Origin of the sequence: Streptomyces sp. NPDC046831 (genome assembly GCF_040645305.1) — a bacterium.
GTDB lineage: Bacteria > Actinomycetota > Actinomycetes > Streptomycetales > Streptomycetaceae > Streptomyces.
The window spans coordinates 90,722-102,591 of sequence record NZ_JBEYXZ010000008.1; the positions used below are offsets into that span (position 1 = coordinate 90,722).

Below are 11,870 nucleotides of genomic sequence, written 5' to 3' on the forward strand. Positions count from 1 at the left end.
GTGCGGGCCCGATCTCCGCGGGCCGACGGCCCGGGGCCCGGACCCTCGGAACCGGCCGGCTACGGCGGGCCGAGGCGGACCCACCGGCGCGGGCCGGAACGCTGAGGGCCGGCGGCGCGGAGCCCGCACCCGGGGAACCGGACGGCTACCGCGGGTCCAAGCGGACCCCACCGTCGCAGGCGGGAACACTGCGGGCCGGCCGCGCGGATCCTGCCGGCCACGGAAACGGCCGGCTACTGCGGGTCGGGGCCCGTCGCGATCGGGCGGGCCGGGTCCGAGGACCATTCCGACCAGGAGCCGGCGTACAGCGCCGCCGGGATGCCCGCGACCGTCAGCGCCAGGACCTCGTGCGCGGCGGAGACGCCGGAGCCGCAGTAGACGCCGACGTCCCGGCCGCCGTCCGCCCCCAGCGACTCGAACCGCGCGCGCAGTGCGTCGGCGGGCAGGAACCGCCCGTCGGGCCCCACGTTCTCGGTGGTGGGCGCCGACACCGCCCCCGGGATGTGGCCGCCCACGGGGTCGATCGGCTCGACCTCGCCCCGGTACCGCTCCCCCGCCCGGGCGTCGAACAGCAGCCCGGAGCGGGCCAGCGCCCCGGCCGCGTCCGCGTCGAGCAGGGGCAGCGCGCCCGGCGCCGGGGAGAAGTCGCCCTCGGCCGGCTCGGGCACGGCCGTCTCCAGCGGCCCGTCCCAGGCCGTCAACCCCCCGTCCAGCACCCTCACGTCCGGGTGACCGGCCCAGCGCAGCAGCCACCAGGCGCGGGCCGCCGCCCAGCCCTGCCCCCCGTCGTACACGACGGCCGGCCGCCCGGACGACACCCCGGCCCGGCGCATCGCGGCGCCGAACGTGTCGGCGTCGGGCAGCGGATGCCGGCCGCCGGCCCCCGGCGGCGCGGCCAGCTCCCGGTCCAGGTCGACGTACACGGCGCCGGGGAGGTGCCCCGCCCGGTAGTCGGTACGTCCGTCGAAGGGCGGCTCGCCGGCCGCCTTGCCCGCACTGAGCTGCCAGCGGACGTCGAGCAGGACCGGCGGGTTCGGTCCCGCGAGCTCGGCCGCCAGGTCCGCTGCGGAGATGATGGCGTTCATGGCGACCATCCTCGCGCACGGGGTGGCCGTGCCGCCCGCGTCCGGCTACTGTGCTCGGCCGGGCACGTCCGATCACGAGGTGTACCGGCTCGGCCACATGCCGTACAGGTGGCCGCATCGGACGGTCAGCGCGCGAACACGAGCAGGACACGGCACACCGGGCGCCTGCCGGGCCGGCGACCGTCGCCCAGGGCGCCGCGGTTCCCGGTGGTGCGGGCAACCGGCTCGTGGGCAGGGAAGCGGAAGCGACGCGGCCGCCGCGAGGGGCCGGGAGAAGAGTGACGATGACCGAGGCAGCGCGGCCGCGCGACTCCAGCGACGGGGAAGACGCCCGGTATGCACCCGGCGTGCCGTGCTGGGTGAGCCTGATGGTCCGCGACCCGGTGTCAACGCAGGCCTTCTACGGGGCACTCTTCGGCTGGCAGTTCGAGCCGGGGCCCCGGCAGTTCGGGCCCTCGGTGCGGGCGCTGCTCGGCGGCCGGGACGTCGCGGGCATCGGCCGGCTGTCGCCCGACCGCCCGCGCCCCGTGGCCTGGACGCCGTACTTCGCCTCCGGCGACGTGGAGCGGACGGCCGAGCGGGTGCGCTCGTGCGGCGGCACGATCGGGGTGGGACCGCTCGACGCGGGCGGCGCCGGACGGCTGGCGATCGCCTGCGACCCCTCCGGCGCCGTCTTCGGCATCCGGCAGGCGGCGGCACCGCGGGCCTCGGCGGTCACCGGGGTGCCCGGCTCCCCCGGCCGGCACGAGCTGCTGACCTACGAGGCCGCCGGCGTCGCCGCGTTCTACGCGACCGTGTTCGGCCTGGAGAAGACGCCGGGCGCCGACGGGCAGGCGGACCCGGCCGGTGACGGGCAGGCGGCCCTGTCCCTGAGCGGCCGCCCCGTCGCCGCCGTCCACGGTCTCGGCCGCGCCCTCCCCGCGGACCTCGGCCCGCACTGGCTGACCTACTTCGACGTGGCCGGCCTGGACGACGCGCTGGGACGTGTCGTCCGCCTCGGCGGCCAGGTCCTCGTACCGGCCCACGACGGGGCCCACGGCCGCGTGGCCCAGGTGACGGACCCGGACGGCACGCGGTTCGCGCTGCTCCAGCGCCCCCGCCGACGTCCGGGCCCCCAGATGGCGACCAGCCGTTGAAGGGGCCGGCCGGCCTGCGCACGACCGCGGGTGCGGCACGCACGGACGTACGCCGTGGCCTCAGGAGCCGGTCCGCTTCTCGATCCGCTCCAGGGCCTGGCCGAGGTACTGCGCGAAGCGCGGGTAGTTCTCGCTCATCGGGAAGTGGCCGATCTCCTTCATCTCGATGAACTCCGCTCCGCGGATGGCCTCCGCGGTCCGGCGCCCGTCCTCGGGAGTGGTGAGGTAGTCGTACTCGCCGGTCAGCATGATCACGGGGCACCGGTCGCCGTCGATGTCGTCCAGCCGGTCCCTCAGATCGTGGTCGACCGAGTAGAAGTACAGGTCGCCCTTGAAGGCCTCCGATCCCTGGGTGTAGTAGAACCAGGTCGCCCAGCGGTCCCGCTCCGGGGACTGCGGTGCCATGAGGTCCCACACGCCGCTGGCGCACACCTGGGCGGCGTTGGCGTGGGGATGCTGCCACCAGTCGAGGTAGAAGCCGGGTGAGTAGTCCGCGCCCTCGACGGGGATCACCGCCTTGAACCGGTCGGGGTGCCGCAGGGCGAGCTGCAGGGCCACGTTCCCCCCGAACGACGACCCCATGAAGATCGGGTCCCGCAGTTCGAGGGCGTCGCAGAAGGCGACGATGAAGGACGTGAAGTGGTCCGCGGTGAGCCGGTACTCCTCCTTCCACCACTCCTGGTTCCACGGCGGGTCCGACTTGCCGTGCCGGGCGAGGTCGTAGGCGATCACCCGGTACCGGCCGGTGATCTCCTCGTCCTCCAGGAGGTCCCGCCACTGGTGGTTGTGGCAGCCCGCGGTGTGCTGGCACACCAGGGGCGTGCCCTGCCCGTTCTCCAGGTAGAACACCCTGTACTGCGCGTCCTCCACGTCGATGGTGACGTAGTGGCCGGTGACCGGGGAGATCCTGCCGCTGGCCATGGGGAGCTCCTATGTCTCACGAAGAGGATGGGGCGGGCCCGGCCTCGTCCGCCGGCCCGAGGGGGCCCGTGACGCGCAGCAGCTCCAGCTGCCGGGTCACGCAGCGCAGGTTCTGCATGAGCACGAGCAGGTCGCCCTCCAGGCGCATGCCCCGCCGGAACGTGGCCGCCCAGATGCCGTGGCACATCGGCGGGGGCGTCTCCTGGCAGAAGCCCTGCCAGGTCTCCGCGTCCGCGCGGATCGCGAAGTCGTAGGCCACCAACGGCTCGGGGTCGGTGACCAGTTCCTCCACCTTTCCCCTGTGCATCCGCACGAGGAACCGGTGGGGGTCCATGTCCAGCAGGAAGCTGCACGAGTAGTACGTGCCGTGGGCCCGCAGTTCCGGGTCGTCGTCGCTCAGCCGGCGGAACTCCTCCGCCGCGTCGGTCGTCGTCGCTGATGTCATGTGCCACCTCGGGACGTGTCGCCGCTGCCGTACACCGGGCACCGGCACGGTGACCGGCCGGTCGCCGGACGGCGCGGCCGGCGACCGCTTCCCGGCCTCGCTCCTTCCAGCCTGGGCATCCTGTCGGCCGCCTGCAATCCGGGTGCGGGCCCGCCCCCGGAGCCGTCGCACGACGGCAGTGACGACGCCGGGGATCCTCTCCTCGGGGCGAGCGGGGTCCCGGCTCACTGCCGGGGCGGCGACGGGAGCGCGTACTCCGCCCAGACGGTCTTGCCCGGTCCGTCCGGGCGTGGGTGCCAGGACCAGCGGACCGCGAGTTGCGACACGAGGAGCAGCCCGCGACCGGCCTCCTCGGTGCCGGCGACGCCCTCCGGAACCGCCGGCCGGCGGGGAAGGCGTTCGGTGCGGGTGTCGGTGACCTCGACGCGCACGACCCGGCCGCCGGGCGCGGCGTGGAGGCGGAGGTGGAAGTCCCGGCCGGGGACGTGCCCGTGCCGCACGGCGTTCGCGGTGAGCTCCGCGACGATCAGCACGATCGCGTCGTGGGGTTCGGCGCCGTACGGGATGCCCCACGCGTCCAGGCGGACGGCGGCGAGGCGGCGGGCGAGACGGGCCCCACGGGGCGTGGAGGTGAAGCACATCGCGAAGTCGCGGTCCGGCGCGGGGGCCGGCGCGGGGGTGAGGGCGGCTCTCAACGGGGTGTCGGGCGTGGCGGGGCGGAGGTCGCCGACGGGAGGGACGGGTCGGGTCGTCATGCCGTCCACGGTGCCGCCGGTCGCACAGCGTGACCACCGGTGACGCGGCGACAGGGGGCCGCTGTACGCGGGGTGTCCGCGCGCGTACGTGCCGCGCACCGTGACGGCGTCCCTCGACTCGCCTCGTTCCTGCTGTGGGCAAGATCCGTTCGAAGACGGACCCTAGATCCGCCGGTGGCCGGGGTCGCCCGCCGCCGGGCCGCCCTCCAGTACCGGGCGCCGGCACAGTCGTACGGCGTTCAGTATGTGCTCACCCAAGGGGTCGGATTCCAGGTGGGGATGGGCGTCGATCCGCAGGCGGTGCCCGTCACGGGTGATCACGTGGTAAGCGAGCACCTTGCCGCCGAAGAGATTGGCTCCGTGGGCCTGTCGTGAGAGCACTAGGCGGTCGACATCGTTCCAGGTCACAGCGCGAGGGCGGCCGTAGGAGGTGTACACGAGCCCGCCCGCGTACAGATGCGTGCGAACGAATCCCTTGGGCGTTCTCCACAACAGAACCGGGAGCGCGATGATCAACAGGACGAGCGCCGCGAGCAGACAGAGCACCACGGTGGTCACCAGTTTCTGGAGGCCGGGGATGTCGGTCCCGGTCTTGCCGAGGACCCAGTTCACGCCCCACAGCGCTCCCACTATCACGGCGCCGATGGCCACCGTGCCGGCCAAGATATCCAGCGGGCTGGTGTTCTTGCGGGTGAAGACGTGATCGCCCATCGAACGTTCGGCCGCCAGGCGGGTGACGCGTGCCGACGGGGCGTATCCCTTCGTCTCCACGGCATTGGGGAACCGCTTGATGACGGCGACGCCCAGGACCGAGGCGGCCAGGCCCGCGAGGAGGACGGTGACGGCGGACGAGGCCGGGGTGTCGCCGAAGATCAGCACTCCCAGCCCGTACAGCATCGTCGCCAGGCCGCCGAACACCACCAGCAACATCAGGCAGCCCAAGTTCAACAGGGGCCCAGGCTCGGAGTGTTGCTGCGGTTCATCTGTCATGGCATCCCCCAGGAACTCGTGGTTGGCGTGCCGAATCTAGCCGTTGCAGAGGAGGCTCCCCACTTCAGGCCTGCCTCCGAGCAGTGCACCTTGTCCTTGCTCGTGCCGATCTGGGACAGCTTGCCGATGCCGTCCCTCAGGGAGGGCGCTGTCGGCCTGAATGGCCAGGGCCCGGCGCCCTCTGGCCTTGATCTGGTCCACCACCTGGGTGGCGCGTTCCGCGCTGTTCTCATAGGCCAGGACGACGTCGGCGCCTTCTTCGGCCAGTCGTAACGCCACAGCGGCACCGATGCCCCGGCTGCCGCCCGTGATCAGGGCCACGTTTCCTTCAAGTCGGTTGATGACGTCGAGCATGGCCGGCGCCGGCGGCTGGCGGGAATCCGACCTGGTATTCGACCTCCGGGAAGGCAACACCATTCTGATCACGAAACCGCACTGGAGTACTAGGAGCTCGTAACACGATCTTGGAAGTGGTCGTCGAGGGATGGCGATCGTCGGATCCGTGCCGGCCGCTCTGCTGAGGTGCCGACCGTTCCTGGAGCGTCGCTCTCCGATGGGTGGCCCGATGGCTTCTTGGTGCTGCGGCTCAGGCTTCCGATACCTTGCGTGGCATGAGTGGCAGCTTCGACGTGGCCGAGGCTCTGGACGGCGGGATTTCCGATCGGGAGCGGGTCTGGGCATGCATCCGCAGTTTTGCTGGTGCTTGGGGTGATCCGTTGACCGAGGGCGACGGCACGCCCGGGGTGGAACTGGCGCAGGCGGAGGCGGTTCTCGGCTGCTCGCTGCCGACTGCGCTGCACGAGTTCTATACGCTCGCCGGAGCCCGGACCGACCTGGTCGCCAACCAGGACCCCCTGCTGCCGCCTCATGAGATGTTCGTGCATGACGAGTGCGGCGGTGTCCTCGTATTCCGCAGCGAGAACCAGGGCTGCGCCTTCTGGGGCGTGCGCCTTACCGACCTTGACCAAGACGATCCCCCAGTGCTCCTCCAGGCGCGGCACGGCTGGGTGCCGTTCATGGACCAGGTATCCATGGCCTGCGTCGAGCTCGTACTGAGCGAGGCGCTGTTCGGCGGCGGGGGACGGCTGTACAACGCCTGCGAGCTGCCGGCAGACCTGCTGGATGCGGTGCCCGAACACTTTCAGCGGATCCAACTGCCGGACTACCCGATGTGGACCGGTCCGGAAGAGTTTCCCGTGCGTTGGTTCTCTGCCCCCGGCAAGCTGCTGCGCCAAGACGGCCTGGGCGTCCACAGTTGGCTTCACGTCCGGGGCCGGACACGCGCCGATTTGGATGCGATCTGCGAGATCGTTCCTGGACGGTGGTCCCTGGGATACACCGAGTCACTCAGCTCCGAGCCGCCGCCCTTCTGATCTGGTGCGGACCTTCTTGAGACGTCTCCGCAAATGAGGCCGCAGGCAAGTGAGACGAGGGCCTCGTGCAGGTCGAGGCGTGGGGCAGCGGAGGCGATGACGGGCCGGAGGGCGCCGGGGGGTGGGGTGGGGTACGTCGACATGCCGACCACGGTCCCGGCGGTCCCTCGATGTGACCAGCGGTGACGCGGTGACAGGCCCGGGTTGTACGAGCGCTGTCCGCGCGCGTCGGAGCCGCGCGCCGTAACGGCATCCGCACCGGGGGCGTTGGGGCAGGGAGGCGGTGATGCACATGAAGCAGCGCGAGGGCGCGGAGGCGGTCGCCGAGGCGACGTCCGGCGAGGATGAGGGCGACGGCGCGGGCGCGGTGGTGAGTCTTGGAGACGGGTGGGACACCGACGACCGGTCCTCTGCCGGGCGGCGGCCCGAGGACGAGGCCGGGCGGGGCGTCGTGGCCGCGTTCGGGCAGACCATGAAGACGCTTCGGGTGCGGGAAGGGCTGGAGCGCGAGGAGTTCGGCCGGCGGCTCGGGTACTCGGCGTCCACCATCGCCTCGTTCGAGCAGGGGCGGCGGATCCCGTCGGCCAGGACGATCGAACGGGCCGACGAGGTGCTGGGGGCGGGCGGGTTGCTGTGCCTGTGGAAGGAGCAGGTGGAGCGAGCGCAGTATCCGGCGTTCTTCCAGGGGATGGCCTCCTTGGAGAAGCAGGCCATGGAACTTCTCGTGTACGACACCCTTGTGGTCAACGGCCTGCTTCAGACCGAGGAATACATGCGAACGCTGCTCACCATGCGACGTCCGCCGCTGAAGCAGGACACCATCGAGCAGCGAGTGGCGGCGCGACTGACTCGGCAGGACCTCCTCGACCGGGAGCCGGCCCCGCTGCTGAGCTTCGTGATGGACGAGTCGGTGCTGCGACGCAGGTACGGCGGGACGGACGTGCAACGGGGGCAGTTGGAGCACCTCCTCCTCATCGGACAGAAGCGCAACGTCGAACTGCAGGTCATGCCGCTCAGTTGCGTGGAGAGTGCAGGTGTGGACGGGCCCTTCACCGTGGTCGTCCGCCACGACGGCAAGCAGTTCGCCTACGCCGAGGCGCAGGGGAACAGTGCGCTTGAGACGGACCCTTCACGCGCTGCTCTCGCGGCTTCCCGCTATGGGATCATCCGATCGCAAGCTCTCACTCCGCGAGAGTCGATGGCGTTCGTCGAAGGGTTGCTGGGATCGCTATGAACAACGCTGAGTCCTCAACCGCCGCTTCTGGCCTCCTCTGGTTCAAGAGCAGTTACAGCGGGGCCGAAGGCGGGCAGTGCGTGGAGGTGGCACCTGCCACGGCAGTGGTGCACGTCCGGGACTCCAAGGTTGCCGCCGGCCCCCTGCTCACCGTGTCCCGTGAGGCCTGGGCCGGGTTCGTCGCGCTGGCCTCGGCGGAGTCGCGCGTCTGACGTTCGTACCGTCGCGCCGGTGCGGCTGGCCGGGACTGCCCGTTTCGGACGGCCGTCCGGGGCTATGGTGCTGGACATGGGGCTGGGACAGCCGCCGGGGGGCGGGCGGGACCTCAACGACCACGATTCGTATGGGCAGCCCGGACGGCCGCGGTCGCCCGGCGGAGGGAAGCGGGCCAAGGCCGCCGCGGTGGCCGCGGTCACGACCGTGGTCGTGGCCGCCTGCGTCACCGGTGTCCTGCTCCTGCGCGGCGGTGAGGTCGACGCCGCCGGCGGCGGGAGCACGACGGCGCCGGTGAGCGCCTCGGACGACGCGACCGCGACGGCCCCGGCGTCCGGCGGCCCGCCGGCCGGCGCGCTGGGCAGGCCGACCGTCCCGGGCTGGAAGGTCGTCGTCAATCCCAAGTGGGGCACGATCTTCGACGTGCCCCCGGACTGGGACGTCCGGTCGCCGGACCTGCTGCTGGGCTTCGACGACGACGCGGTCGACCAGAGCGACCCCGACAACTGGGGCAAGCTGATCATCGTCATGGGCGCACCTGCGGTCCTCCGCGACGACTGGTGCCTGTCCGACAGCGACAAGGACGGGCGGGTGGACGGCGCCCTGCTGGCGGCGGCGGGCACCAAGGGCGCCGAGGGTGCCAGGAGCACCGGCGACATCGCCCTGAGCCAGTCGGAGCGATGGGTGTACGGCGGTTACACGCAGCCGGACACGAAGAGCGTCGTCACCGATCCCAGGGCGAGGCCGTACACGACCCGGTCCGGCGTCAAGGGCAGCATCGCCTGGGCCAGGTCCAGGAACGCGCCCCGGGACGACAGGTGCGCGACCGACGGCAAGGCCCTCACGTTCGGCTTCAGGAACCTCTCGGGGGGCTTCGTCGCATGGAGCCTGTTCAGCGCCACGGGCGTGCGGGACGAGGTGCCGGACGCGACGGCCATGAGGATCCTCAGCACGGTGCGCCTCCTCGGACAACCGGGACCGTCCCGATCGGAGGCCCCAACTCCCCTGCGCTGAGAACCGTTTCGGACCGCCGGCTCTGCCTCCGTCGGTGCACCCGTGAGTACAGTGGGACGGGCGACGACGGGGGCGGACGGACATGGCGAGGCAGACGGACTCCGGCGACCGGCCGCACATCGTCAACACCGCGGTCGACTGCACGGCCGAGTACCTGATCCAGATCGGCGTCCTCCAGGGCGACCTCAACCTGACCCTGCGTCAGCAGGCCCCGCCGCCCGACGACGCTCCGCTGGCCGCGGCCGAGCGGAGGCTCGCGCGCAGTCTCCTGCACCGGTGGCGGGCCGAGGCCGACGCCTGGGACATGACCGACCCCGAGCCGCTGCCCGTGCGCTGGACGGCCAGCCGGCGCGTGGCGTCCGCCGGGGAGCACGTGCCCGCGGGGTCCGGGGCGGACACCATCGCCGGGACCTTCCTCGGGCTCCGGCCCCGGCGGCGGCTGGTGGTGCTGGGCGCCGCCGGGTCCGGCAAGACCGTGCTCTCCGTCCTGCTCACCCTGGAACTCCTCGCCCGCCGGCTCACCCAGGGCGAGGACGACGTGCCGGTCCCGCTCGTGCTGTCGCTGGAGTCCTGGGACACCCGGCGGCAGCCGCTCACCGAGTGGCTGGTGGACCGGCTGCGCCAGGACCACCCCGGTCTGCCGCCCGTGGACGGCGTCCACCCGGCCCGGCGGCTCGTCGTCGAGCGGCGGGTGCTGCCCGTCCTGGACGGCCTCGACGAACTGCCCGCGCACCGCCGCACCGAGGTCCTCGACGCGCTCAACGCAGGCCTGGGCGGCACGGGGGACGCGGTGCTGGTGTCCCGCACGGCCGAGTACGAGCACCTCGACCGGGAGGGCCGGGGGCTGCGGCACGCGACGGTGATCGAGTCGCTGCCGCTGCGTCCCGACGAGGTGGCGGACCACCTGCGCAGGGCCCGGCCCCCGGCCCGCGCCGCGGTCTGGGCACCGCTGCTGGAGACCCTCCGCGGGGAACCGTCCGCGCCGGTCTCCTGGGCCCTGACCAGTCCGCTGATGGTGTGGCTGGTACGCCGGTCCTACGAGCGGCATCCGGCGGATCCGGGTGAGCTGACGGACCGGGAGCGGTTACCGGACCGGGAGGCCGTCGAGGCGCACCTGCTCGACCGGATCGTGCCCGCCGCGTTCCCGCCGCGTCCCCCGGACCCCGCCCGGCTGCACCCGCCCCGCACCTGGGACGCCGAACGGGCCGGTGCCTGGCTCTCGCACCTGGCGCTGCTGCTGAGCCGCCGCGAGGAGTCCGAACTGGCCTGGTGGCGGCTGTACGCGGCGCCGCTGCCCCGTCTGCTCACCCTGCCCGCGCTGCTCGCGGCCGGCATCCTGCTCTCCCTGGTCATCAGGGCGGCCATGTCGGGTGTCGCCCGGGACGCCGTGCTGGGCGACCTGAGCGTGACGATGTACGTGACCGGCGGGACCATCTTCGCCGGCATCGCGCGGCAGGTGACCGCGATGTGGTTCGGGCAGCGGTTCGCCGAGCCGCGGCGCAGCGCGAACCCGCTGCTGTTCGTCCACGCCCTGCGCTCCCTCGACCGGCACGCGCGGGTGGGCCCCCTGGTCCGTCTCGCGGTCCTCGCGGGCGGTCCCGCCCTCGTTGCCGTCATGCTGTGCTCGTACCTGCTGGTGACGCCGAACCCCGCGCTGGTCTGGTTCTCCGTCGGCGGCCTGCTGCCCGTCCTGCTGATGATCGTGTACGCGGCTCCCGCCGACACCGTGGACGCCGCCACGCCCGACGAGCTCCTGCGCGGTGAGCGCAGCGCGCTCGTCACGACGCTGACGCTGGTGGCCCCGCTGATCGGAGCCGGCGCGGGCGCCTTCTTCTGGCTCGGCGGCGCGAGCGGCGGCTGGGGCGCGGCCGTCGGCGCCTGGGCGGGCGCCGCCGCGGTGCTGGTGCTGCTCAGTCCGTGGAGCCGCTGGATCCTCGCCAAGTGCTCCCTCGCGGCGGCGGGCCGCGTGCCCTGGCACCTGATGACGTTCCTCGGGGACGCGCGCACGGCGGGCCTGCTGCAACGGTCGGGAGGCACCTACCGCTTCCGCAACCGCAGGCTCCAGGACCACCTGGCGGGCTCGCCCGCCGCGCGGCGGCACGCCCCGCTGGGGGAAGCGCTCTCGGCCGTGACCGGGACCGTCCGCGTCCCCGGCCTGGCGGATCCCCGGCACGCGACGGTGGAACGCACCGCGGACCACTGCCGGTTGCGCAGCCGGCCGCGGAGGCTGCCGCTGGCCCACTGGGCCGCGCTCGGCCCGCTCATGGGCGTCTTCGCCACCCGGATGACCGTGTCCGGGCAGTGGCGGGACCCGCTCGCCTGGCTGGCGCTGCTGTTCTGGCCCTTCGTCGGTGCCCTGATCACCGGGTCCGGGTTCGTGCTGCCACGGCAGCGGCTGGAGCTGGAGGTGACCCGGGACGGCGTCACCTCCGTCAGCGGGCGCGGGCGGCTGTCCTACGAGTGGCGGCACGTCGAGGAGATCGCCGTGCGCCGGGCGGCACTGCCGGGCAACCTGCACCTGCACGCGCTCCAGGTCCGGCTGCTCGCCGATGCCCCGCGCCAGCCCCGCCGGGCCCGTACCGGCCGGGGCTGGTTCCTCGTCCTGCCGCTGGGCCTGTCGCCCGTCCTGGATCCCCGGATCGACGCGGCCCTGGCCGACTTCGCCGGACCGCGCTGGACGTCGTCGTCCGCTGGCTCCTGACCC

At 72.9% G+C, this 11,870-nt stretch carries 11 protein-coding genes and 1 pseudogene; 6 read left to right on the forward strand and 6 right to left on the reverse strand.

Annotated elements, in window-relative coordinates:
* Positions 1-233: 233 nt before the first annotated feature.
* Complete coding sequence (locus ABZ920_RS10285) at positions 234-1,085, reverse strand: sulfurtransferase (protein ID WP_361501210.1); 852 nt, start codon at positions 1,083-1,085, stop codon at positions 234-236.
* 284 nt (positions 1,086-1,369) lie between these two features.
* On the opposite strand from ABZ920_RS10285, the gene ABZ920_RS10290 reads away from it, so the two are divergent.
* Entirely contained in the window at positions 1,370-2,221 is an 852-nt protein-coding gene (locus tag ABZ920_RS10290; protein ID WP_361501213.1) for a VOC family protein, read from the forward strand.
* A 60-nt stretch (positions 2,222-2,281) separates the two neighbouring features.
* On the opposite strand, the gene ABZ920_RS10295 is transcribed toward ABZ920_RS10290, so the two are convergent.
* The 5 genes and pseudogenes from ABZ920_RS10295 to ABZ920_RS10315 form a co-directional block, all read right to left on the reverse strand.
* Positions 2,282-3,142: an alpha/beta hydrolase gene (locus ABZ920_RS10295; RefSeq protein ID WP_361501216.1), complete on the reverse strand. Its 861-nt coding sequence runs from the start codon at positions 3,140-3,142 to the stop codon at positions 2,282-2,284.
* Between the two features lie 16 nt (positions 3,143-3,158).
* A complete protein-coding gene (locus ABZ920_RS10300) occupies positions 3,159-3,587 on the reverse strand; it encodes a hypothetical protein (RefSeq protein WP_361501218.1) in 429 nt (142 codons plus the stop codon).
* 224 nt (positions 3,588-3,811) lie between these two features.
* Positions 3,812-4,342 (reverse strand): ATP-binding protein, encoded by a 531-nt coding sequence (locus tag ABZ920_RS10305; protein ID WP_361501221.1) that lies wholly within the window; start codon positions 4,340-4,342, stop codon positions 3,812-3,814.
* Positions 4,343-4,504: 162 nt separating this feature from the next.
* Complete coding sequence (locus tag ABZ920_RS10310; RefSeq protein ID WP_361501224.1) at positions 4,505-5,272, reverse strand: DUF6585 family protein; 768 nt, start codon at positions 5,270-5,272, stop codon at positions 4,505-4,507.
* Positions 5,273-5,470: 198 nt separating this feature from the next.
* Positions 5,471-5,686, reverse strand: a pseudogene (locus ABZ920_RS10315) (SDR family NAD(P)-dependent oxidoreductase); the annotation flags it as partial.
* A 257-nt stretch (positions 5,687-5,943) separates the two neighbouring features.
* Here ABZ920_RS10315 and ABZ920_RS10320 point away from each other — a divergent pair.
* From ABZ920_RS10320 to ABZ920_RS10340, 5 genes are all read left to right on the forward strand, one after another.
* Complete coding sequence (locus tag ABZ920_RS10320; RefSeq protein WP_361501227.1) at positions 5,944-6,705, forward strand: SMI1/KNR4 family protein; 762 nt, start codon at positions 5,944-5,946, stop codon at positions 6,703-6,705.
* Positions 6,706-6,997: 292 nt separating this feature from the next.
* Positions 6,998-7,939 carry a Scr1 family TA system antitoxin-like transcriptional regulator gene (locus tag ABZ920_RS10325; protein WP_361501442.1) on the forward strand — a complete coding sequence of 314 codons (942 nt, stop codon included), beginning with the start codon at positions 6,998-7,000 and terminating at the stop codon, positions 7,937-7,939.
* Positions 7,936-8,151 (forward strand): DUF397 domain-containing protein, encoded by a 216-nt coding sequence (locus tag ABZ920_RS10330; RefSeq protein ID WP_361501230.1) that lies wholly within the window; start codon positions 7,936-7,938, stop codon positions 8,149-8,151. The genes ABZ920_RS10325 and ABZ920_RS10330 overlap by 4 nt, the downstream gene beginning before the upstream one ends.
* Before the next feature lie 76 nt (positions 8,152-8,227).
* Positions 8,228-9,166: a hypothetical protein gene (locus tag ABZ920_RS10335; protein ID WP_361501233.1), complete on the forward strand. Its 939-nt coding sequence runs from the start codon at positions 8,228-8,230 to the stop codon at positions 9,164-9,166.
* An 82-nt stretch (positions 9,167-9,248) separates the two neighbouring features.
* A complete protein-coding gene (locus ABZ920_RS10340) occupies positions 9,249-11,867 on the forward strand; it encodes an NACHT domain-containing protein (protein WP_361501235.1) in 2,619 nt (872 codons plus the stop codon).
* Positions 11,868-11,870 lie beyond the last annotated feature (3 nt).